Genomic DNA, 21,132 nt, shown 5'->3' on the forward strand with positions numbered 1-21,132 from the left:
CAGCGCCGCGGCCGCCGGTGGTGCCCGGCCCCGCCTGGTGCGACCCGCGATTTGCGACCGAATCCTCGCCCGATGCGCCTCCCCGGCCCCGCCGGACAGTGCCTCGGTGAGACCGGTCCTGCGCCCCCGGGCTTGACCCGGGCGCAACAATCCCCTTCCCTCCCGCGACGATTCTACGGGGAGCATGTGTGGGTAAACGACTAACCTGGTTCATCCTGGCGGCGCTGCTGCTGGGCGGGCTGATCGGCTGGGGGCTGAACCTCGGCTATGGGGGGACCGCGGCGGGCAAGGCGACGCTCGAATCGATCGCCTATGGCCTCGACATCCCCACCCAGATGTTCCTCCATCTCATCAAGATGATCATCGCGCCGCTGGTCGTCTCCACGCTGGTCGTCGGCATCGCGCATATGGGCGGCGGCGGAGCGATCGGGCGCGTTGGGCTGAAGGCGTTCTTCTGGTTCGTCTGCGCAAGCCTCGTCTCGCTCACCCTCGGGCTGCTGCTGGTCAACCTGCTCCAGCCGGGCACCGGCCTGCATCTGCCGCTCCCGCCGGCAAACGCCTCTAGCGGGGTCGACCGCTCGTCCTTCGATGCGGCCAAGTTCTTCACCCATATTGTGCCGACCAGCGCGATCGAGGCGATGGCGAGCAACGACATCCTCCAGCTGGTGATCTTCTCGCTGTTCTTCGGCGTCGGCATGGCGGCGGTGGGCGACAAGGCCAAGCCGCTGCTGCGCGGGCTGGAGGCGCTGGTCTCGGTGATGCTGACCGTCACCGGCTATGTGATGCTGTTCGCGCCGGTCGCGGTGTTCTGCGCCGTGGCGCGGACGCTCGCCACCAAGGGGCTGGGCGTGGTCGGCGACCTCGCCTTCTTCATGGGCAGCTTCTATGTCGGTCTCGCCGCGCTGTGGGCAGTGCTGCTCGGCGCCTGCTTCCTGGTGATCGGGCCGCGCACCGGCCTGCTGTTCCGCTATCTGCGCGATCCGATCCTGCTCGGCTTCTCGACTGCGTCGTCGGAAGCGGCCTATCCGCGCACGCTCGATGCGCTGGACCGGTTCGGCGTGCCGCCGCGCATCGCCAGCTTCGTGCTGCCGCTCGGCTATTCGTTCAACCTCGACGGCTCGATGATGTACATGACCTTCGCGTCGATCTTCATCGCCCAGGCCTACGGCATTCATCTCGACTGGGCGACGATGATCCAGATGCTGCTGATCCTGATGGTCACCAGCAAGGGGATCGCCGGGGTGCCGCGCGCCAGCCTGGTGGTGATCACCGGCACGCTGGCGCATTTCAACATTCCCGAGGCGGGCATATTGCTGATCCTCGCGGTCGACCACTTCCTCGATATGGGCCGCACCGCGACCAACGTTGTCGGCAATGCCGTGGCCGCAGCCGTGGTTGCGCGCTGGGAAGGCAAGCTGGACGAGCCGGACGAGGCCGAGCCAGCGGTGCGGCCGCTCCCGACTGGCGGGCCGCACGATGCTGACAGGTTCGAGGACTATGCCGGGAGCTGAGCGCTCCCGGTCGCATCACGCATAGGCATAGGGTCCGCCTGCCTTCAGCGCCCGCTGATAGGCCGGGCGGGTATGAATCTTCTCCAGGAACGCCGCGATATGCCGGCGCCCTTCGAGGATGCCTGCGCGCTTGACCGCTGCCTCGATGGGGAAGCTCATCATCACGTCCGCTGCGGTAAAGGTATCGCCGGCAAACCAGGGACGCTTCGCCAGTTCGCCTTCGACATAATCGAAATGCACCTCGGCCATCGGGCGGAACTTCTTGAGGCCCATCTTGCCGAAGAAGGGCACCCGAGCGAGCACCAGCATCACCAGGAGCGGCGGCATCAGCGAGCCCTCCGCATAATGCAGGAAGTGGCGATAGCGCAGCGCATCCTCGCGGTTCGCGGGCGCGCCGAGCTTCCCGTCGGCCTTGTCGACCAGATATTGCAGGATCGCGCCGGTTTCGGCGACCACCGTGCCGCCATCCTCGATCACCGGCGACTTGCCGAGCGGGTGGACTTGGCGGAGCTCGGGCGGGGCGAGCATTGTCGCCTTGTTCCGCTCGTAGCGCTTCACCTGATAGGGAAGCGCGAGCTCCTCCAGCAGCCACAGCACGCGCTGCGAGCGGGAATTTTCGAGATGGTGGACGATGATCGTCAAGTCGGCCCCTCCGGTTGGCGCGGCGTTCGCCGCCGCTGTCTGCACAGGCCTGCAGCTTGCGCGACGCCGAAGCGCCGCGCAAGCCGCAGTGGCGCCGGTCAGGCGAGCGTGCGCACCTTGGGTTCGCGATCCCAATAGCGCTGCTTGGCCGCTTCGACGAAGCCGGCCAGATCGGTGACGCCTTCGTCGGGTTCGACGCCCGCCTTGTCGAGCAGCGGCTGGGCGGCGGCATTGGCGCCGATCGCCTTGAGGTGGCCGAACGCGTCCATCACCCACTGGACGGCGGCACCTTCCTTGACGAGCTTGGCGGCTGCTTGATCCGACAGGATCACCGCGCACGCATCGACCGTCACCGACGGCTGGCCGAACAGCTGGGCGTCGGCGGCGATCTTCGACCCGTCGGAGAGTGGCACCGCGCCGACCTTAGGGGCGATCGTCATCGCGTTGCCGCCGGCTGCCTTGATCGCATCCTTGAGCGTCGCGAGCTCGCCCGCATCGGTGCCGTCGGCGATCAGGATGCCGACGGTCTTGCCTTCCAGCGTGTGGAGTTCGCGGGGCCCGCGGATGATGCGGAGCGCAGGCGACGGGTCCATGTCGAGCACCGGCGCTGCCGTGGGCGCGGCCTCGGGCAGGTCCATCGCCAGGCCGTCGGCGACGCGCTCGGCCAGCGTCTCGTCGACATTGCGCAGATTGGCCATCACCTGCACGCGGATATGCTCGAGGCTGACCTTGGACAGCTCGAACACCAGCGCCGAGGCGATATGCGCCTGCTCGGCCGGGTCCATCGAGCGGAAGAACAGCCGCGCCTGGCTATAGTGATCGGCGAAGCTTTCCGGACGGATACGGAGCTTCTGGCCCTGCTCCTCGGACGGGAAGGTCTTGTAGCCCTTCTCCGGATCCTCGCGCGCGCCACCTTCCTCGCCCGCCTTGGCAAGGCTGTTGGGCTCGTAATTGGCGCGGCCCTTGGGCACCGCCATCTGCATGTGCCCGTCGCGCTGCTGGTTCAGGAACGGGCAGCCCGCTGCCGCCGCGCGGCCCTTTGCGGCGTTGATCGGGAGCTGGTGGAAATTGACCGAACCGAGCCGCGACAACTGGGTGTCGGTATAGCTGAACAGCCGGCCCTGGAGCAGCGGGTCGTTGCTGAAGCCGATGCCGGGGACGACATGGCTGGGCACGAACGCCGCCTGCTCGGTCTCGGCGAAGAAATTGTCGGGATAGCGATCGAGCACCATTCGCCCGACGATGCGCACCGGCAGGACTTCCTCGGGGATCAGCTTGGTCGCGTCGAGCACGTCATAGGGCTGGGCGTTGGCGAAGTCCTCGTCGAACAGCTGCACGCCGAGTTCCCATTCCGGATAATCGCCGCGCGCGATCCGCTCGAACAGGTCGCGGCGCTGGAAATCGGGATCGGCACCGGCGATCTTCACCGTCTCGTCCCAGATCGTCGAGGCGAGGCCCGCCTTGGGCTTCCAGTGGAACTTGACGAAGGTGCTCTTGCCCTCGGCATTGATGAACCGGAACGTATGAACCCCGAAACCCTCCATCGTCGCGAAGCTGCGCGGCAGCGTGCGGTCGGACATCGCCCACATGATCATGTGCGTCGATTCGGGCATCAGGCTGATGAAGTCCCAGAAGGTGTCGTGCGCGGTCGCCGCCTGAGGATAGCCGCGATCGGCTTCCATCTTGGCGGCGTGGATCAGGTCGGGGAACTTGATCGCGTCCTGGATGAAGAAGACCGGGATGTTGTTACCAACCAGATCCCAATTGCCCTCGCGGGTGTAGAACTTGACCGCGAAGCCGCGGACATCGCGCGGGGTATCGATCGAACCCGCGCCGCCGGCAACGGTGGAGAAGCGGACGAACACCTCGGTGCGCTGGCCCTTCTTCTGGAACAGATCCGCGATCGTCACGTCGGAGAGGCTGTCGGTCACCTCGAAATAGCCGTGGGCGGCCGAACCGCGGGCGTGGACGATGCGCTCTGGGATGCGCTCGTGATCGAAATGGTTCATCTTCTCGCGGAAGACTTCGTCCTCGATCAGTACCGGGCCGCGCGCGCCCGCCTTCAGCTGGTTCTGGTTGTCGCTGATCGGCGTGCCGTGATTGGTGGTGAGCACCGGGTGCTCGGCATCGGTCACCTGGTGGGTTTCGCCACCGGCTGGGGCGTTGCGTTCGATATGGTCGGTCATGGGGAGTCCTCGCAATGCGTGCGAAGGTCCAACGAACCGTGGGTCAGGCAGTTGCGCCAGGTTTGTGATCTATGTCGATTTCGGTCGTGGCGGAGGCGCCAGCCGCCGCAACGGCGATCAGCGCCCGCAGCGCCCGTTCGTCGCCGGAAGCGACTGCGCCCAGGCAAACAAAGCGACCGCGCCGCCCCTCGCCCCGCAGCAATCCCGCGGGGTCGGGCAACCCGGCGCCTTCGGCGAAATGGAGCAGCAGGTTGGGCGGATCGACGACCAGCCGCAGTACCGCTGCGCCGCCACCCGACGATGTGTAGAGGAGCGTCCGCCCCGGCTCGCGTGCCGCTTCCCGCTCCACCGCCTCGGGCCATGCCGATTGCAGCAAGGCCCGGGCAGCGGCGAGGCTGATGGCGAGATCTGCCGAGGACGCGGCATCGCACGTCCCGTCAGGCCCCGCCACCGCGGAGGTCGTCCGATCAGATATCGTCGTCGGGCTCCGGACCCGCCATCAGGCCCTCGGCGACCTGCTCCGTACGGCCGCGGATCGCGGCTTCCAGCCGGTTGCAGACCTCGGGGTTCTCGCGCAGGAAGTTCTTCGAATTCTCGCGTCCCTGGCCGATGCGGATGCTGTCATAGCTGAACCAGGCACCCGACTTCTCGACGAGCCCCGCCTTCACGCCGAGATCGAGGATCTCGCCGATCTTGGAGATGCCCTCGCCGTACATGATGTCGAATTCGACCTGCTTGAACGGCGGCGCGACCTTGTTCTTCACCACCTTGACGCGCGTGGCGTTGCCGATGATTTCGTCGCGATCCTTGATCTGGCCGGTGCGGCGAATGTCGAGGCGGACCGAGGCGTAGAACTTGAGCGCGTTGCCGCCCGTCGTCGTCTCCGGGTTGCCGTACATCACGCCGATCTTCATGCGCAGCTGGTTGATGAAGATCACCATGCAGCGCGAGCGGCTGATCGAGCCGGTCAGCTTGCGCAGGCTCTGCGACATCAGGCGTGCCTGGAGGCCGACATGGCTGTCGCCCATCTCGCCCTCGATTTCGGCGCGCGGCACCAGCGCGGCGACCGAGTCGACCACCAGCACGTCGATCGCGTTCGAACGGACCAAAGTGTCGGTGATTTCCAGCGCCTGCTCGCCGGTATCGGGCTGCGAGACGATCAGCTCGTCGATATTGACGCCCAGCTTCTTGGCATAAACCGGGTCGAGCGCGTGCTCGGCGTCGACGAACGCCGCCACACCGCCATTCTTCTGCGCCTCGGCGATCACGTGCAGCGCCAGCGTCGTCTTGCCCGAGCTTTCCGGACCATAGACTTCGATCACGCGGCCGCGCGGCAGACCGCCGACGCCGAGCGCGATGTCAAGCCCCAGCGAACCCGTGGAGATCGCCTCGACCTGCATCGTCTCCTTCGAGCCCAGCCGCATGGCCGAGCCCTTGCCGAAGGCGCGGTCGATCTGCGCGAGGGCGGCGTCGAGCGCCTTCTGCTTGTCCGTGGGATTGGCCATATTGCCGTCGATCACCTTGAGAGATGCTGCCATTGGGAAGCCCCGTCGCTAGAGGGTTTACGCACTGCGTTCAACCGTGTTGCAGTGCTTGTATCGCATTTGTTCCGTGAGAACAAGAGGTGAACTTCGCGAAGGTTGCGCACATGCGGTACGCGCGCTAGCTGCGGTGCCGTGACCTTGATCGTCGGCCATGTTTCCGCCCTTGCCCGCTTTCCGGTGAAGTCCATGGCGGGCGAGGCGCTGCCGATCGCCGAGCTGGACTGGCAGGGCATCGAGGGCGACCGCCAGTACGCTTTCGTCCGCGCGCAAAATGGCACGCGATTTCCGTGGCTTACCGCACGCGAAGTGCCGGGCATGGTACTCCACCGGGCACGCTTCGCCGATCCGTCGGCTCCCAAGACCTGCGCAATTGCTATCGACACGCCCGACGGCGGCAGCCGCTCCCTCCATGACGCTGGCCTGCATGCGCACCTGGCGGAAGCGGCGCGCGAGCCGGTGTCGCTGATCCAGGTGGCGCGCGGCGTCTACGACTCCATGCCGGTCTCGCTCCAGACCAGCGCCGGCCACCGCGCGCTGGAGGCCGCACATGGCGGCCGGATCGACCCGCGCCGCTTCCGCATCAACGTGACGATCGAAAGCGAGCTGCTGCCCGAGCAATGGCAGGGCCTTCGCCTCGCCTTCGGGGACCCGAGCGAGGACGGCGCAATCGTGCAATGCGCCGATCCGATCCAGCGCTGCGTGCTGATCACCATCGACCCGGATACCGGCGCCAAGGACCCGACGATCCTGCGCACCGTCGCCCAGCGCTTTTCAGCCTGTTACGGGCTGTATTCGGCACCGGCACGACCCGGACTGATCCGCGTCGGCGACCCGGTGCGGGTAGTTGGATAGAATTTCAGGCCGTCATCCCGGCGGAAGCCGGGATCCAGACGCCACTCGAGTTCGGCAAGGGCCGCAACGGAGGCGCCAATGGATTCCGGCTTTCGCCGGAATGACGAACGGGGAGAGGCGGCCGGCGCCCCCCTCCCCCATCCGTTACTTCGCCGCCTTGCCGGTCCACTGGTCCATCCAGCCGAGCACCTCGCCATACCATTGCAGCGAGTTCTTCGGCTTGAGCACCCAGTGGTTCTCGTCCGGGAAGACGAGCAGCTTGGACGGGATCTCGCGGCGCTGGAGCGCGGTGAAGGCGGCCAGCCCCTGGGTGTAGGGGATGCGGAAGTCCTTCTCGCTGGTGATCACCAGCTGCGGGGTCTTCCACGCGCTGACATGGTTGACCGGGTTCCAGCGCTCGAACGCCGCAGGGTCCTCGAAATAGGCCTTGCCGCCATGTTCCCACTCGTCGAACCACAGCTCCTCGGTCTCGTATGCCATGGCGCGCGCGTCGAACACGCCGTCATGCTGGACGATGCACTTGAAGCGATCGGGCCACTGGCCCTCGATCCAGTTCATCATATAGCCGCCATAGGAGGCGCCGAGCGCGCAGGCCCTGTCGCTATCGAGGAAGGCGAAGCGATCGGTCGCGGCGCGCAGGCCCTTCTTGAGGTCCTCGAGCGGCGCGCCGCCCCAATTGTTGCGGATCGCATCGGTGAAGGCCTGGCCATAGCCGGTCGAGCCGTGGAAATCGACCGCGACCACCGCATAGCCGGCACCGGCGAACACCGCCGGGTTCCAACGATAGGACCAGCTATTGCCCATGCTGCCCTGCGGCCCGCCATGGACGATGAAGGCGATCGGCGCCTTGGCGCCCGTCGCCAGCCCCGCCGGTTTGGCGACATAGCCCCAGACGGTGTCGCCATTGGCGCCGTTGAAGCTGTAGCGGGTCACCTCGGGCATCGCGATGCCGGCAAGCTTCTCGGCGTTCACCGCGGTGAGCCGCGTGCTCTTCTTGCCCTTGAGCCGGTAGAAATCGTCGGGTGCGGTGAGGCTGTTCATCGCATAGACGAGCCCGCCTTTGGTCGGCACCACGGCGGAGACGCTGCCCTTCTCGGTCAGCCGCTCGACCTTGCCCGCCAGCGACACGGCGAAGACCGGCTCTTCCTGCACGTCCTGCGCGGTGACGTAGATCGTCTTGGAGTCCGATCCCCAGGCGATCGAGGCGACCGAGCGGTCCCAATGGGCGGTCAACGCACGCACGTCGCCGGTGGCGAGGTTGCGGAGCATCAGCACCTGGCGATCGGCCTCATAGCCCGGGCGCGCCATGGCGAACCAGGCGAGCCACTTCCCGTCGGGCGACGGCGTCGGCAGATTGTCCATGCCGCCATTGCCCTTGGTGAGGTTCACCGGCGCCGACGACCCATCCGCAGGCGCGGCGAAGATGTCGAGATTGGTCGAGAGCGACTCGATCCGCCCCGCCTCGCGCAGCGCGAAGTAGACGGTCTTGCCGTCCGCACTCCAGGCGACTTCCTCGCCGCCGCCATAGGGCTTGGAGGGGGCGTCGCCGACCAGCCCGCCCTCGATCGCGACGCCGTCACCGGTCGCCCCCTGGGGGCCGAAGGGCAGGACGAACAGCTGCGAGCGGGTGCCGTCGGCCCAGCTGTCCCAGTGGCGCACGAACAACTGCTGGTAGACGCGTCCCGAGCCGGCATTGGGATCCTTCTTCTCCATCGCCGGGGTGACGGTCGGCGCGCCCGGCTTGCGATCGGCCCAGACGAGCAGCTTCGCGCCGTCCGGCGAGACCTTGAAGCCGCTGAAGCCGCCCTGGATATGGGTCAACTGGGTGGGCGTGCCGCCCGTGATCGCAACCGACCAGACCGCATCCTCGCCGCCCTTGTCGGACTGGAACCACACGGTCTTGCCGTCGGCGGAAATCTGGGGCGCGGTCTCGTTGACCAGCGGCTCGGCGACCAGCTTCTCGGGCTTGGCACCCTTGGCGGTCAGGTCGAGCCGCCACAGATCATAGCGGCCCTTGTTGGCGGCCAGATCGGTCTCGCGCTGCTGCCAGACGAGCCAATGGCCGTCGGGCGACACCGCAGGCGCCCCCACACGGGAGAGGCCGACAACGTCCTGGATGGTGAGGTCTCGCGCCGAAGCCGGCGCAGCGATGGCAGCGAGCGCGACGCTCGCGACGAGGAACTGCTTCATGCCGGCGACGATAGCCGGAAGGTAACGCCCGATACAATCGCAGGATTTGCGGTTCAGCGGGTGCCGGTGATCCGGGCGATCTCGCGCGCGACGATCTGCTCGACGAGCTGGGGCAGGTTCTGGTCCAGCCAGTCGCGGAGCATCGGCTTGAGCATCTCGCGGACCAAGCCCTCCAGCGTGTCCGACCCCGGCACCTGCGGCTTGACGATCAGCCGCGACAGCGCCTCGAGCTTCTCGCGGCTGGCCTCGGCGACGCGGTCGGAGAGGATCGGGTCGACCGGGGCTACCGCAGGCTGAGGCTCAAGCGCAGGCGCTTCCGCGATCGGCTCGTGCAGCTCCAGCACGTCCTCGTGCGGGGGCTCGGCCAAGGCTTCCTCGGGCGCGTCCTCGACCGCGGCTTCGGGCACCGCGCGCAGCGGGCGGCCGCGAGCGAACGCGCCGGGTTCGTCATCGGCGATGATCCGTTTGATCGATGCGAGGATCTCCTCCATCGACGGCTCGCTGCTGGCAGTCCCCATCGCGTCCATCCTGGCGTTCGAGTACGAACCCCCTCAATCAGGGATTTGGCCGGTCGCTGTCAACCGAACGCTGGAGCGTGGGGTCGAGCGGCACGCCGATCACCTCCGCCCCCTGCGCGGGCGTGGCGCGCGTGCTGGTCGCCACCGGCTGCGGCGCCTTGTCGTCGCGCCAGTCGTTGATGCGGTTGCGGACGCGGGTGTAGTTCACCGCCGGATCGTAGAGCAGCCGGCTGTCGAAATTCAGGTCCTTGGCCTGGGCGCGCCCCATCGCGGCGAGCAGGCTGAACCCGGCGACATAGGCGTCGCGCTCGGCGGTGACATATTGCACCTGCGAGTTGAGTAGTTCCTGCTCGGCGTTGAGGATGTCAAGGATAGTACGCGTGCCGACGCTGTTTTCCGCGCGCACGCCCTCGAGGCTGAGCTGGTTTGCCTGCACCGCGGTGCGCGACGATTCGATCACGCGGAGCGCCGCCTGATAGCTGGCATAGGCCGAGCGCGCCTGCGCGATCACGCCGCGTTCGGTGAGCGTCACCGTCTCGATCGCGGCGCCCTCGCGCGCCTGCGCCTGGCGGACCTGTGCCGCCGGACGGCCGCCCTGGAACAGCGGAAGGGAGACCTGCAGGCCGACGGTCGCGGTGGTGGCGGTGGGGGTCAGCCCCGCGCGCCGGCCGATATCGCCGACCGAGCCGAGATAGTTGAGATAGGTGCCGCCGGCGCCGATGCTCACCTGCGGCAGCCGCCCCGCCTTTGCCACGCGGGTATCGTAGCGCGACGCATCGCGGGCGAGCTGCGCGGCTTCGAGGAACGGGTTGTTGGCGAGCGCCACCTGCTCGGCGGTCTGCACGTCCTCCGGCAGATTGGGCAGCGGCGGCGGCGGCGCGAGCACGCCCGGCGGCGTGCCGACGACCTGGATATAGGTCTCGCGGCTGCCGATCAGCTGTGCCTCGGCGCTGCGCAGCTGGGCTTGGGCGAGCGCCAGACGTGCTTCGGACTGGGCGACGTCGGTGCGGGTAAGATCGCCGACCTGGAAGCGGTCGCGGGTCGCCTGGAGGTTCACCTCCAGGACGTGGACGTTTTCCTGGTTGAGGCGGACGATCGATTCGTCGCGGATGACGTTGAGATAGGCGGTCACCGTCTGGGTGAAGATGTCCGCCTCGGCCCCGCGCAGATTGGCGCGGCCGGCATTCACCCGCACCTCGGCAGCGCGCACCGAATTGCGGATGCTGCCGCCGCTGTAGATAGGCTGCGACAGGTTGATGCCCAGCTGCGCCTGGCGCGACGGCGTCAGCGCGGTGGCATTGGTGTTGTACAGGCTGTCATTGGCGCTGCCGGTGGCGTTGAGGCCGGGCAGCCCCTGCGAGCGCGCGATCGGCACATTCTCGTCATTGGCGCGCTGGTTGGCGCGCTGGGTCTGAATGTCCGGGTTGGTCGCATAGGCCTGGGCCAGCGCGTCCTGCAGCGTCGTCGTCGGCGCCGCGGTCTTGGCGCCGGGCGCGGGCACGTCCTTGCGGCCGCTGGGCGCGGTCTGGGCGAACGCCGGCGCCCCGAGGGAAACGAGGCTCACACCAATGAGCAAAATGTTCAGTCGCATGAGCCCCGCTTTTAAGGTTAAAAGGTAAATTTTCTCGGTTTTTCAAAGCCCGGCAGTGTCGCCACTTCGATGTCCAGGAAATCCGCCAGACCGAAGCCCCCCTCGGTACGGCGACCGAGCGCCAGCCGCGTCACGCCGCGGTCGATCACGCCCGTCACGATGCGGCCGCCGACCTTGACCTGGTCGACGATCGCCTGCGGCAGTTCCTCGACGGCACCGTCGATCACGATCAGGTCGTACGGCCCGCGCGCGGCCCAGCCGGCGTTGAGCGGGCCCTGGACCAGCTCGACATTGGCCGCACCGGCCAGCCCGCCGCGTGCGATCGCGACCAGCGCCGGTTCTTCCTCGAGCGCGACGACCGACGCGACCAGCGGCGAAAGCAGAGCCGCGGCATAGCCACCGGCGGCGCCGACCAGCAGGACATGATCGCTGGACTGCAGCTCCGCCTCGGTCAGCAGCCGGCCCGTCGCCAGCGGCGAATCGTGGCGGCGGCCATTGCCGAGCGGCAGCAGCGTGTCGCGATAGGCGAGCGCGCGCTGCTCCGGCGGCAGGAACACTTCGCGCGGGACTTGCGACATCGCCGTCACCACGCGAGGATCGTTCACTGCGTTGGTACGCAGCTGGCTCGCCACCATGGCGTGGCGCATCGCTTCGAAACGGGGCGCTTCGAGGGGCGCAGGGTCGACCATAAGGGCCATCATCACTCCGCTTGTCGCACAACCGTATTAGTTGTGCAATACACTTGTTGCTGTCCCGAGGCTTCTATCGCGGAGTGCGGGGCTCGCCAAGCGAGTGCGACGTTATTTTGAAACTCTGTTGACATCACCCCCGCCCCGAGGGCATTTGCCGCGCCTCACCTCCGGATGGCCCGATGGCGGAATGGTGACGCAGCGGACTGCAAATCCGTATATGCCGGTTCGATTCCGGCTCGGGCCTCCACCGGCGCCAGGCGCGCCCTTCTCCATCTTCCACATACGCAAAGGGCGCCCGCTGCCCCGTGCAGCGGACGCCCTTTCGTTCTTGTCGGCCGGGATCAGCGGCCGTTGCGGCAGTCGCCACCGTCGACCGCGCGGCCGGCCAGCGCGCCGGCGCCCGCACCGATGATCATGCCGGTGCCGCTGCGGCGATAGGAGCTGCCGCGGCCGATCTCGCCGCCCAGCAGGCCACCGGCGATCGCGCCGAGGATGGTGCCGGCGGTGCCGTCGCTGCAGCGGCGATAGTTGCGGCCGCGATAGGCGTAGCGGGGACGATCGTCGCGATAGTCGCGGTAGTCACGATAGTCCCGTGCATCGCGGTAGCCGTCGCGATAGTCGCGGTCATAATGGTTGTAGCCGTCGCGATAGCCCCAGTCCTGAGCGGCCGCCGGGGTCGCGGCGATCGAACCGGTCATCAGCGTGGCAGCCATGGTGGCGCCGACCAGAAACTTCTTCATCTCGTATCTCCTCGCGGCGGCAGCCTGTGCCGCCGTCTGAAGCCTGATTCGCACAAACACGCTGTTCGCATCCTGAATGCGCTGGTTAGGTCATGTTCAGCTAATCCATTGGCCCGGAACGGGACGGCCCACGCTCCACAGGCGCGCGGAACCATGACACCTGGGAAACGTTCTTTCGGCCTATTGGAGGGAACCTTCCGCATGTACGATTTCGGCATCCGCCGCGCGCTGACCGGCTATCGCATGGCCTACCGCCCGCACGAGACCAATCCCTGCCCCGGCTGCGGCCAGTCGCACTGGATGGTCGGTCGGACGACGGCCGAATGCGCCTTTTGCGGCACTGCGCTGCCGCTCCACCATGGCGCGGTCGGCGGCAGCGCGCTCCACGCCCGCCCCGCCGATCCGCCGCTGGCCGCCTGAGCCATGACCAGCGTTTCCAACACCTCGCCGATCGAGCGAATCGCCCGCGTCATCGCCGCCGAGATGCTGAGCCCCAATGCCGAGGGCGCGGGCGAGCTCGGCCGGCCGGTGAGCGAGATCGTCGACACGATCTGGTCGCGCGAGACCGATCGTGCGCTGGCGGTACTGCGCACGCTGCGCGAGCCGACCGCGACGATGATCGAGGCCGGCCGCGCCGCCGGCGACGATCCCGCGCGGATCTGGAGCGCGATGGTCAACGCCGCAATCGCCGAGGCCTCCGCACCGGCCGACTAAGCCGGGTTTGTCGCGAGCATTTTGTTCGCTATGCGCACGCCATGCACGACGCACCGCTGACGCTCTACAATTCGCTTTCCCGTTCGCTCGAGCCGTTCCAGCCGCTCGACCCCGCCAAGGGCGTGCGCGTCTATTCGTGCGGGCCGACGGTCTACAACTACGCCCATCTCGGCAATCTGCGCGCCTATGTGTTCACCGACACGCTGAGCCGGGTGCTGCGCTGGAAGGGCTATCCGCTCACCCACATCATCAACATCACCGATGTCGGCCACCTCACCTCGGACGCCGATGCCGGCGACGACAAGATGGAAGCGGCCGCGCGCGCCCAGGCGATGAGCATCTGGGACATCGCGGCGCACTATACCGCCGCGTTCAAGCAGAACATCGCCGACCTCAACATCACCGAACCCAGCAAATGGTCGGTGGCGACCGATCACATCCAGCAGATGATCGCCTTCGCCGAGAAGATCGCGCCCGAGCATTGCTACGAGCTCGACTCAGGCCTGTATTTCGACGTGACGACCGTGCCCGACTATGGCCGCCTGGCCGGCGCTGCCGATGACGCGGCGGAAAGCCGGATCGATCCCGTCGACGGCAAGCGCCACCCGCAGGACTTCGCGATCTGGCGCAAGTCGCCGCCGGGCGAGCAGCGCCAGATGGAATGGGATTCCCCCTGGGGCAAGGGCGCGCCGGGCTGGCATCTCGAATGCTCGGTGATGAGCATCCAGTATCTCGGCGCGCCGTTCGACATCCACACCGGCGGCATCGACCATCGCGAGATCCACCACCCCAACGAGATCGCGCAGAACCAGGCCTATTGCGGCTGCGGCGATACCGGCGCGCATTTCTGGATGCACAACAACTTCCTGGTCGACCGCCAGGGCAAGATGTCCAAGTCCAAGGGCGGGTTCACCACGCTCCAGTCGCTGATCGACGCGGGCGTGCACCCCCTCGCCTATCGCCTGCTGTGCCTCCAGGCGCAGTATCGCAGCGAGCTGGAATTCTCGGCCGAGAACCTCGCGGCGGCGCTCACCCGGCTGAAGCGGCTGGTGATGACGGTGACCGCGCTCCGCGCCCGCGCCGAGGGCGAAGGCACCGCGCCGGCGGCGTGGCTGGAGAAGCTCGACGCCGCGGTGTCGGACGATCTCAACACGCCCAAGGCGCTGCCGGTGCTCGACGAGATGCTGGCCGACAAGCGGACGTCGCCGGCGGACCGGCTGGCCGCGCTCGCCGAGTTCGACAAGGTGCTGGGCCTGCGGCTCGCCGAGCTGACCCGCGAGGAACTGCGCGTGCAGCCGAAGGGCGCGACGATCACGCCCGAAGCGATCAGCGACCTGCTGGTCGAGCGCAAGGAAGCGCGGGTGGTGAAGGACTTCCAGCGCTCCGACCGGATCCGCGACGATCTGGTCGCGGCGGGGATCGAGGTGATGGACGGCGATCCGCTCGGCTGGGACTGGAAGCCGGCGCTATAACGAAAAGCTCCTCTCCGGCACGGGGAGGAATTTGCTTGCCTTCCCGCCTTTACCTCCCCCACAAAACGCGACGAATTTTCGGGGGAAGCAATGCGCGGGCAAGTGTTGGGGGTGGATCGGTCCAGCGGCGAAGGCCAGATTTCCGGGGAAGACGGCAGCCGCTATGTCTTCACCCAGGAAGACTGGAGCGACAGCCGCCACCCCGCGGTCGGCGCCAAGGTCGATTTCGACGTCGACGGCAAGCGCGCCCGCCGCATCTTCCGCCTGCTCGAGGGTGGCGACGTACCGGCGCCGGTTGGCGAGCCGCGGAGCAAGATCGTCGCCGCGGTACTCGCGCTGTTCCTGGGCACGCTCGGCATTCACCGTTTCTATCTCGGCCGTACCGGATCGGGCGTCGTGATGCTGCTGCTTACCTGCACCATCGTCGGCGCGTTGGTCACCGGCGTCTGGGCGTTCGTCGATGCGATCCGCTATCTGCTGATGAGCGATACCGAGTTCGCCCAGCGCTATCCGCGCCGCTGATCAGGCCGCGAGGAAGTCGGGCACCAGCCCCCAGACCTGGTCGAGCTGTGCGCGCGTGATGCTGTAGGGCGGCATCACGTACACGGTGTTGCCGAGCGGCCGGAGCAGCACGCCACGGTCGCGCGCGAAGGCCATCAGCCGCGGCGCAATCGCCGAGAGATAGGTATTTTCCGGTTGTTCGATCTCCAGCGCCGCGATCGTGCCCATGCGGCGATGGCCGATCAGGCCGGGCACGCCGGCGAGCCGGTCGAGCGCCGCCTGCTGCCATTCGCCCAGCCGGGCGATCCGCGCCAGCACCGGCTCGTCGCGCCAGATGGCGAGGTTCGCCACGGCGGCGGCGCAGGCGATCGGGTTGGCGGTATAGCTGGAGGAATGGAAGAACATCCGCGCGCGATCCTCGGACACATGCGCCTGGAAGATCGGTGCCGTCGCCAGCGTCGCCGCCAGCGGGATCGCGCCGCCGGTGATGCCCTTCGAGAGACAGAGGATGTCGGGCACCACGCCCGCCTGTTCGCACGCCGTCAGCGTGCCGGTGCGGCCCCAGCCGGTCATCACTTCGTCGGCGATGAAGAGGACGTCGTGACGCGTGCAGATGGCGCGCATCTCGGCGAGCAGCGCGGGGGTGTAGAAGAGCATCCCCCCTGCCCCCAGCACCAGCGGCTCGACGATGAAGGCGGCGGCACCCGCGCGGCATTCGGCCTCCAGCGCGTCGAGCGTCGCCTGTTCGGCACCGGCGCTCGGGAATGGAATGGTGCCGACATCGAACAGCAGCGGCTGATAGGGCCGGTTGAACACGCCGCGCGCGCCGACCGACATGCCGCCGATCGTGTCGCCGTGATAGCTGTGCTCGAGCACCAGGATGCGGCTGCGGTCCTCGCCGCGATTGTGCCAATAGCCGAGCGCCATCTTGAGCGCGACTTCGACCGCGGTGGAGCCGCTGTCGCTGAAGAACACATGTTCGAGCGCGCGCGGCAGGATGCCCCGCAGCCCGGCGGCGAGCGTCTCGGCGGGCTCGTGGGTCCAGCCGGCGAAGATGATCTGGTCGAGCTTGCCCGCCTGTTCGGCGATCGCCGCCATGATGCGCGGGTTGCAATGGCCGTGGGTCGTCACCCACCAGGACGAGATCGCGTCGATGAAGCTGCGACCGTCGGCGGTGTGGATCACCGCGTCGCGCGCGTGGCTTACCATCGGGATCGGCTCGCCCAGCCCATGCTGGGTGAAGGGGTGCCAGACCGACGACATCAGGCGAAGTCCGCCAGGTCGAACGCGTCGGCAAAGGCCTGGGCGAGTGCGGCCGACGTGAGCTCGGGCAGCATCGGCAGGCGGCCGAGCCGCTTTACCTTGCCGATCGCGGCGATGGTCGCCTCGCTGTCCTCGACCGGATCGCCAACGAACGCGATGCCATGGATCGCCACGCCCCGCGCGCGCAGCGCCTCGATCGAGAGCAGGCTGTGGTTGATCGTGCCCAGCGCGGTGCGCGCGACGAGCACCACCGGCTTGCCCCAGCGGGCGAAGACATCGGCATAGAGGATATCGCGCGTCACCGGCACCAGCGCGCCGCCTGCGCCTTCCACCACCAGCGGACCGTCAACCTGCGGCAGGGCGAGGCGATCGAGGTCGATCGTCACGCCGTCGATCTCGGCGGCCAGATGCGGCGAGCAGGGCGTGACCAGGCGGTAGGCTTCCGGGAGGATGTGCCCGATCGGCAGGCCCGAGAGCGCTGCCGTACGTTCGCTGTCGCTGCCGTCGTCGAGCCCGGCCTGAACGGGTTTCCAGTAGCGCGCGCCCAGTGCACCGGCGAGCGCGGCGGCGAACACGGTCTTGCCGATGCCGGTATCGGTACCGGTGACGATGAAGGTCTGAGTCATGCTGCGATAGGCTCGGCTGCGGGGAGAAGCGTCGCCAGCCGCTCCGCGAGCGCGGCGATCTGGCCGGGCGACACATTGTTGGTGATCGAGATGCGCAGGCGCGCGGTGCCCGCGGGAACGGTCGGCGGGCGGATGCCGCGGACGTCAAAGCCGCTTTCCTGGAGCGTACCGGCGACCGCCATGGTCCGCACGTCGTCGCCGAGGATCAGCGGCAGGATCTGGGTGTCGCCCACTGGCACACCGAGCGGCGCGAGCGCAGTGCGGGCGGTAGCGATCCGCTCGGCCAGCTCGGATCGGAGATCGTGCCCTTCCGCGACGATCTTCACTGCCGCGCGCACGGCGGCTGCCATCAGCGGCGACGGCGCGGTCGAGAAGATGAAGGCCCGACCACGGTTGACGAGGAAGTCGCGGACGATCGCCGGGCCGGTGACCAGCGCCCCCTCGCAGCCCAGCGCCTTGCCGCAAGTGTGCAGCGTGATCAGGTTGGCGGTCGGCAGGCCATAAGCCAGCCCCTGCCCCTGCGGGCCGTAGACGCCAGTCGCGTGCGCCTCGTCGACGAGCAGAATGGCACCCTCTGCCTCGGCCAGCGCGGACAGCGCGGCGATCGGCGCGACATCGCCGTCCATGCTGTACAAGCTCTCGACCGCGATCCAAACGCGCCCTGCCCCGCCCTCGCGCCGCCAGCCGGCGATCGCCTCGGCGAAGGCAGCGACGTCGTTATGCGCCGCCTGTCGGGTCTCTGCGCGCCCAAGTCGCATGCCCTCATGCGCGCTGGCGTGGATAAGTGTGTCGAACAACACGAGGTCGCCGCGCTGGGGCAAGGTGGCGAGCAGCGCCGCGTTGGCCGCATAGCCGCTGGAGAAATACAGCGCCGACTCGCGCCCGAAGAACGCCGCCGCCTCGGCCTCCAGCGCTTCATGCTCGGCATGGTTGCCGCGCAGCAGCCGCGAGCCGCCCGAGCCGACCGGCACGCCTCGTGCCAGCGCCGCCGCCACTGCGTCGCGCAGCGCCGGCGAATCGGAAAGGCCGAGATAATCGTTGGACGCGAAGTCCGCGCCCTCGCGGTCGATCAGCCTGCGCCCGCGCCCGCGCGCAGCGAGATCGGCAAGGTCGCGCGCCTGTGCTTCAAATGCGTGCATTGCGGCGCGGCTACACCCGGCGGCGCTCGCGTGCAATCGATCCGCCCATCTTTACCCCGCTGGGGTAAGAAAACGCTTGCCTCCATTTACCCCAGCCGGGTAAGGGGCCGACATGACGACGTTAGCCGGTTCCAAGATCCGCCAGTTTCGCGAGGAACGCTCCCTCACCCGCGCCGCCTTCGGTGCCTGGTTCGATACGCCGGGCTCCACCGTGCAAGGGTGGGAGACCGACGGCAAACGCGCCAACACCAAGGTGATGAACCAGATCGCGGCGATGGGAATCGCCGAGCATGCGGACTGGCACGTCGCCGTCCGCGACGTGGAGAGTGCAATGGCAAGCTGGACCCCCGATAGCTGGACGCGCGCCGAAGCGCGCCAGATGCCGCAATATCCGGACAAGGGCGCGCTCGACGCCGCCACCCGGCAGCTGAGCAGCTATCCGCCTTTGGTCTTCGCCGGCGAGGCGCGCGAACTTACCGCCGAGCTGGGCAAGGTCGCGCGCGGCGAGGCGTTCCTGCTCCAGGGCGGCGACTGCGCCGAGAGCTTCGCCGAGTTCCACCCGAACAACATCCGCGACACCTTCCGGGTGATCCTGCAGATGGCGGTGGTGCTCACCTTCGCCTCCAAGCTGCCGACGGTGAAGCTCGGCCGCATGGCGGGCCAGTTCGCCAAGCCGCGCTCGGCCGATACCGAGGTGATCGACGGCGTCGAGCTGCCCAGCTACCGCGGCGACAATGTCAACGACATCGCCTTCACGCCCGAGGCGCGGATTCCCGATCCGCAGCGGATGGTGCAGGGCTACAGCCAGTCTGCGGCGACGCTCAACCTGCTGCGCGCCTTTGCAAATGGCGGCTATGCCAATTTGCACCAGGTGCACAAGTGGACGCTCGACTTCATGGGCAAGAGCCCCTGGTCGGCCAAGTTCGCCGATGTCGCCGACCGGATCGGCGAGGCGCTCGACTTCATGGAAGCGTGCGGGATCAACCCCGATACCGTGCCGCAGCTCAAGGGCACCGATTTCTACACCAGCCACGAGGCGCTGCTGCTCCCCTATGAGCAGGCGCTGACCCGGCAGGACAGCCTCACCGGCGACTGGTACGATACCTCGGCACACTTCCTGTGGATCGGCGACCGCACCCGCTTCGAGGGCTCGGCGCATGTCGAGTTCCTGCGCGGCATCGGCAACCCGATCGGGATGAAGTGCGGGCCGAGCCTGGAGCCGGACGCGCTGCTGCGGCTGCTCGACACGCTCAACCCCGGCCGGGTGCCGGGGCGGATGACGCTGATCACCCGCTACGGCCATGACAAGATCGAGGCGGGGCTGCCCAAGCTGGTCCGCGCGGTGAAGCGCGAGGGCCATCCGGTGGTGTGGAGCTGCGACCCGATGCACGGCAACGTGGTCAAGGCGGCGAACGGCTACAAGACGCGGCCGTTCGACCGGATCCTCGCCGAGGTGCGCGGCTTCTTCGCCGTCCACCGCGCCGAGGGCACCTTCGCCGGCGGCATTCATGCCGAGATGACCGGGCAGAATGTAACGGAATGCACCGGCGGCGCGATCGCGATCACCGAACAGGGCCTGGCCGATCGCTACCACACGCATTGCGACCCGCGCCTCAACGCGGGTCAGAGCCTGGAACTGGCGTTCCTGCTCGCCGAGATGCTCAACGACGAAATGGCCGAGCGCCGCAAGGCCGCGGCCTGACGTCCGGCGGCGCGTTGCTCAGCGGAGCAGCGCGCCCGCCAGCGCCCACAGGCCATAGCCGATCGCGAAGACCAGCATCCAGGCGAGCACCGCGCTGCCGACGATGATCGCCAGCCGGGTGCGGACCGAGAATTTCACTTCCCTGGCAGATGCGTTCCACCCCTCGACCACCGGCGGGGTGGGCTGGGGCGTCGGCAGCGGCGTCTTGGGGAAGGCGATCGGGGTGGCAGCAGGACCGGACACGGCGGTGCGGAGGTCCGCATCGCTGAGCGGGGTCACGAACTCGCAGCCATAAATGCCGGCGGTGCCCCATACGACCGATGCTTCGCGCGTGCCGATGCCGGCGATGCCGAGCGCGATCGCGTCACCCACCTTGAGCTCGGCGCCCGCGACGACGCGGAAGCCGCCGTTGGACAGATCTTCGATCGTCACGTCGACCGGCGCCCAGTCCGAGTCGCGGAGCGTCGCTTCGAGCTCGACACTGTGCCGCTCGGCCCAGCGTCCGTCCTGATACAGTCGTGCCGCGATACCCATAAGCGCTCCACTGGCGTGCGTTGGGCTCCGCTTTGCACGCGCAGGCGTTGCGAGGCGGTAAACGCCGCGGAAATTATCTTAAGAGATCATGGTTAACGAAGGCTTTGTCGGCGCCCGCGACAATTTTTCGGCCGCATCGCAACGAAGCGACACGCGGCTGCAACACGGGCCGTGCAGATCACTGCCTGTCGACGCGTTTCGTTCCCCCTCGCGTCGACTCTCCCCGAACTAAACGGGGCAGTCCCACGGGGCTGCCCCGGCCTTTTTGGGAGATCAGGCGTAGAGGTCGATCACCTCCGCCCCCTCGCCTTCGGCTTCCAGCAGCAGCGTCCGGTGGCAATGGCACGGATCGCGTTCGTAGCAGAGCAAGGCGCTCGGCTTCTCCGCCGCCAGCGCCCGCATCTGCGCGACCTGCGCCTGTGCCTCGGGCAGCCCGAGCTGGACGTCATAGACTTCGCGCAGCGTCGCCACGTCGCCCTTCTTCGCGGCGTCGCGTCCGCGCTTGGGGGTGCCGAGCTGCTTGAGATGGACATAGTCGATCCCCGCCTCGCGCAGGCTCGCGGCAAGGCTCGACTTGGAGAAGCCCGGGCGGCGCGACAGCGGCAGCGCGCGGACGTCGATCACCCGCTGCACCCCCGCCCTGGTCAGCGCAGCGAGGAACTCGGCCATCGTCGTGGCTTCATAGCCGATCGTGTAGATTCGCATCCTCGCTCCT

Annotated in this window: 21 protein-coding genes and 1 tRNA gene; 8 read left to right on the top strand and 14 right to left on the bottom strand. The window is 67.8% G+C overall.

What is annotated here, in order from left to right; all coding sequences use genetic code 11:
* Positions 1-188 precede the first annotated feature (188 nt).
* A complete protein-coding gene (locus tag GGR89_RS07995) occupies positions 189-1,511 on the top strand; it encodes a dicarboxylate/amino acid:cation symporter (RefSeq protein ID WP_125973626.1) in 1,323 nt (440 codons plus the stop codon).
* A 15-nt stretch (positions 1,512-1,526) separates the two neighbouring features.
* Here the strand turns inward: GGR89_RS07995 and GGR89_RS08000 are convergent, their stop codons facing one another.
* From GGR89_RS08000 to recA, 4 genes are all read right to left on the bottom strand, one after another.
* Positions 1,527-2,153 carry a glutathione S-transferase family protein gene (locus tag GGR89_RS08000; protein WP_125973624.1) on the bottom strand — a complete coding sequence of 209 codons (627 nt, stop codon included), beginning with the start codon at positions 2,151-2,153 and terminating at the stop codon, positions 1,527-1,529.
* A 98-nt stretch (positions 2,154-2,251) separates the two neighbouring features.
* Entirely contained in the window at positions 2,252-4,339 is a 2,088-nt protein-coding gene (locus tag GGR89_RS08005) for a catalase (RefSeq protein WP_125973622.1), read from the bottom strand.
* A 43-nt stretch (positions 4,340-4,382) separates the two neighbouring features.
* Complete coding sequence (locus tag GGR89_RS08010; protein WP_209092184.1) at positions 4,383-4,715, bottom strand: hypothetical protein; 333 nt, start codon at positions 4,713-4,715, stop codon at positions 4,383-4,385.
* Between the two features lie 91 nt (positions 4,716-4,806).
* Positions 4,807-5,877, bottom strand: coding sequence for a recombinase RecA (recA, locus tag GGR89_RS08015; RefSeq protein ID WP_064312673.1), 1,071 nt, complete (start codon positions 5,875-5,877; stop codon positions 4,807-4,809).
* Between the two features lie 138 nt (positions 5,878-6,015).
* Between recA and GGR89_RS08020 the strand changes: the two genes are divergently transcribed.
* On the top strand, positions 6,016-6,735 hold the full coding sequence (locus GGR89_RS08020; RefSeq protein WP_125973618.1) for an MOSC domain-containing protein: 720 nt from the start codon (positions 6,016-6,018) through the stop codon (positions 6,733-6,735).
* 144 nt (positions 6,736-6,879) lie between these two features.
* On the opposite strand, the gene GGR89_RS08025 is transcribed toward GGR89_RS08020, so the two are convergent.
* From GGR89_RS08025 to GGR89_RS08040, 4 genes are read right to left on the bottom strand one after another with little or no spacing between them, the layout of a single operon-like run.
* The gene (locus GGR89_RS08025; protein ID WP_125973616.1) at positions 6,880-8,925 is read right to left on the bottom strand and encodes an alpha/beta hydrolase family protein; all 2,046 of its coding nucleotides are present in this window, start codon (positions 8,923-8,925) and stop codon (positions 6,880-6,882) included.
* Between the two features lie 53 nt (positions 8,926-8,978).
* Positions 8,979-9,443, bottom strand: a complete 465-nt coding sequence (locus tag GGR89_RS08030) for a DUF2497 domain-containing protein (protein WP_206431222.1) — start codon at positions 9,441-9,443, stop codon at positions 8,979-8,981.
* Positions 9,444-9,480: 37 nt separating this feature from the next.
* Positions 9,481-11,034, bottom strand: a complete 1,554-nt coding sequence (locus GGR89_RS08035) for a TolC family outer membrane protein (protein WP_126002260.1) — start codon at positions 11,032-11,034, stop codon at positions 9,481-9,483.
* Between the two features lie 17 nt (positions 11,035-11,051).
* Positions 11,052-11,735, bottom strand: a complete 684-nt coding sequence (locus tag GGR89_RS08040; RefSeq protein ID WP_241213546.1) for a protein-L-isoaspartate O-methyltransferase family protein — start codon at positions 11,733-11,735, stop codon at positions 11,052-11,054.
* 164 nt (positions 11,736-11,899) lie between these two features.
* On the opposite strand from GGR89_RS08040, the gene GGR89_RS08045 reads away from it, so the two are divergent.
* Positions 11,900-11,973: transfer RNA gene (locus GGR89_RS08045), tRNA-Cys, on the top strand.
* 94 nt (positions 11,974-12,067) lie between these two features.
* On the opposite strand, the gene GGR89_RS08050 is transcribed toward GGR89_RS08045, so the two are convergent.
* Positions 12,068-12,466 (bottom strand): glycine zipper 2TM domain-containing protein, encoded by a 399-nt coding sequence (locus GGR89_RS08050; protein ID WP_125973611.1) that lies wholly within the window; start codon positions 12,464-12,466, stop codon positions 12,068-12,070.
* Between the two features lie 201 nt (positions 12,467-12,667).
* Between GGR89_RS08050 and GGR89_RS08055 the strand changes: the two genes are divergently transcribed.
* The 4 genes from GGR89_RS08055 to GGR89_RS08070 all read left to right on the top strand — a co-directional run bounded on the left by GGR89_RS08055 (position 12,668) and on the right by GGR89_RS08070 (position 15,174).
* Positions 12,668-12,886: a hypothetical protein gene (locus tag GGR89_RS08055; RefSeq protein ID WP_125973609.1), complete on the top strand. Its 219-nt coding sequence runs from the start codon at positions 12,668-12,670 to the stop codon at positions 12,884-12,886.
* Positions 12,887-12,889: 3 nt separating this feature from the next.
* Positions 12,890-13,180, top strand: coding sequence for a hypothetical protein (locus GGR89_RS08060; RefSeq protein WP_125973607.1), 291 nt, complete (start codon positions 12,890-12,892; stop codon positions 13,178-13,180).
* 41 nt (positions 13,181-13,221) lie between these two features.
* On the top strand, positions 13,222-14,652 hold the full coding sequence (gene cysS / locus GGR89_RS08065; RefSeq protein ID WP_125973605.1) for a cysteine--tRNA ligase: 1,431 nt from the start codon (positions 13,222-13,224) through the stop codon (positions 14,650-14,652).
* A 111-nt stretch (positions 14,653-14,763) separates the two neighbouring features.
* Positions 14,764-15,174, top strand: coding sequence for a TM2 domain-containing protein (locus tag GGR89_RS08070; protein WP_241217836.1), 411 nt, complete (start codon positions 14,764-14,766; stop codon positions 15,172-15,174).
* Here GGR89_RS08070 and GGR89_RS08075 read toward each other — a convergent pair whose 3' ends face one another.
* Genes GGR89_RS08075 through GGR89_RS08085 form a run of 3 tightly spaced genes read right to left on the bottom strand, consistent with a single transcriptional unit; the run spans position 15,175 to position 18,181 of the window.
* Positions 15,175-16,416 (bottom strand): adenosylmethionine--8-amino-7-oxononanoate transaminase, encoded by a 1,242-nt coding sequence (locus GGR89_RS08075; protein WP_125973601.1) that lies wholly within the window; start codon positions 16,414-16,416, stop codon positions 15,175-15,177.
* Positions 16,416-17,042 (bottom strand): dethiobiotin synthase, encoded by a 627-nt coding sequence (gene bioD / locus GGR89_RS08080; RefSeq protein WP_125973599.1) that lies wholly within the window; start codon positions 17,040-17,042, stop codon positions 16,416-16,418. The genes GGR89_RS08075 and bioD overlap by 1 nt, the downstream gene beginning before the upstream one ends.
* On the bottom strand, positions 17,039-18,181 hold the full coding sequence (locus GGR89_RS08085; RefSeq protein ID WP_125973597.1) for an 8-amino-7-oxononanoate synthase: 1,143 nt from the start codon (positions 18,179-18,181) through the stop codon (positions 17,039-17,041). Before GGR89_RS08085 ends, bioD begins: the two co-directional genes overlap by 4 nt.
* Before the next feature lie 331 nt (positions 18,182-18,512).
* Between GGR89_RS08085 and GGR89_RS08090 the strand changes: the two genes are divergently transcribed.
* The gene (locus GGR89_RS08090; RefSeq protein WP_206431223.1) at positions 18,513-19,883 is read left to right on the top strand and encodes a class II 3-deoxy-7-phosphoheptulonate synthase; all 1,371 of its coding nucleotides are present in this window, start codon (positions 18,513-18,515) and stop codon (positions 19,881-19,883) included.
* A gap of 18 nt (positions 19,884-19,901) precedes the next feature.
* Here the strand turns inward: GGR89_RS08090 and GGR89_RS08095 are convergent, their stop codons facing one another.
* The gene (locus tag GGR89_RS08095) at positions 19,902-20,417 is read right to left on the bottom strand and encodes a PilZ domain-containing protein (protein ID WP_125973593.1); all 516 of its coding nucleotides are present in this window, start codon (positions 20,415-20,417) and stop codon (positions 19,902-19,904) included.
* Between the two features lie 273 nt (positions 20,418-20,690).
* Positions 20,691-21,122, bottom strand: a complete 432-nt coding sequence (locus GGR89_RS08100) for a DUF488 domain-containing protein (RefSeq protein WP_125973591.1) — start codon at positions 21,120-21,122, stop codon at positions 20,691-20,693.
* Between the last annotated feature and the right edge of the window lie 10 nt (positions 21,123-21,132).

The organism is Sphingomonas trueperi, from assembly GCF_011927635.1.
Classification (GTDB): domain Bacteria; phylum Pseudomonadota; class Alphaproteobacteria; order Sphingomonadales; family Sphingomonadaceae; genus Sphingomonas; species Sphingomonas trueperi.

Bases quoted from the DNA above. Each gene is read 5' to 3' on its own strand.
- cysS (WP_125973605.1), top strand. From the start codon at position 13,222: ATGCACGACGCACCGCTGACGCTCTACAATTCGCTTTCCCGTTCGCTC.
- GGR89_RS08100 (WP_125973591.1), bottom strand. From the start codon at position 21,122: ATGCGAATCTACACGATCGGCTATGAAGCCACGACGATGGCCGAGTTC.
- GGR89_RS08050 (WP_125973611.1), bottom strand. From the start codon at position 12,466: ATGAAGAAGTTTCTGGTCGGCGCCACCATGGCTGCCACGCTGATGACC.
- GGR89_RS08090 (WP_206431223.1), top strand. From the start codon at position 18,513: ATGGCAAGCTGGACCCCCGATAGCTGGACGCGCGCCGAAGCGCGCCAG.
- GGR89_RS08005 (WP_125973622.1), bottom strand. From the start codon at position 4,339: ATGACCGACCATATCGAACGCAACGCCCCAGCCGGTGGCGAAACCCAC.
- GGR89_RS08060 (WP_125973607.1), top strand. From the start codon at position 12,890: ATGACCAGCGTTTCCAACACCTCGCCGATCGAGCGAATCGCCCGCGTC.
- GGR89_RS08085 (WP_125973597.1), bottom strand. From the start codon at position 18,181: ATGCACGCATTTGAAGCACAGGCGCGCGACCTTGCCGATCTCGCTGCG.
- bioD (WP_125973599.1), bottom strand. From the start codon at position 17,042: ATGACTCAGACCTTCATCGTCACCGGTACCGATACCGGCATCGGCAAG.
- GGR89_RS08035 (WP_126002260.1), bottom strand. From the start codon at position 11,034: ATGCGACTGAACATTTTGCTCATTGGTGTGAGCCTCGTTTCCCTCGGG.
- GGR89_RS08040 (WP_241213546.1), bottom strand. From the start codon at position 11,735: ATGATGGCCCTTATGGTCGACCCTGCGCCCCTCGAAGCGCCCCGTTTC.
- GGR89_RS08025 (WP_125973616.1), bottom strand. From the start codon at position 8,925: ATGAAGCAGTTCCTCGTCGCGAGCGTCGCGCTCGCTGCCATCGCTGCG.
- GGR89_RS08055 (WP_125973609.1), top strand. From the start codon at position 12,668: ATGTACGATTTCGGCATCCGCCGCGCGCTGACCGGCTATCGCATGGCC.
- GGR89_RS08075 (WP_125973601.1), bottom strand. From the start codon at position 16,416: ATGTCGTCGGTCTGGCACCCCTTCACCCAGCATGGGCTGGGCGAGCCG.
- GGR89_RS08030 (WP_206431222.1), bottom strand. From the start codon at position 9,443: ATGGGGACTGCCAGCAGCGAGCCGTCGATGGAGGAGATCCTCGCATCG.
- GGR89_RS08095 (WP_125973593.1), bottom strand. From the start codon at position 20,417: ATGGGTATCGCGGCACGACTGTATCAGGACGGACGCTGGGCCGAGCGG.
- recA (WP_064312673.1), bottom strand. From the start codon at position 5,877: ATGGCAGCATCTCTCAAGGTGATCGACGGCAATATGGCCAATCCCACG.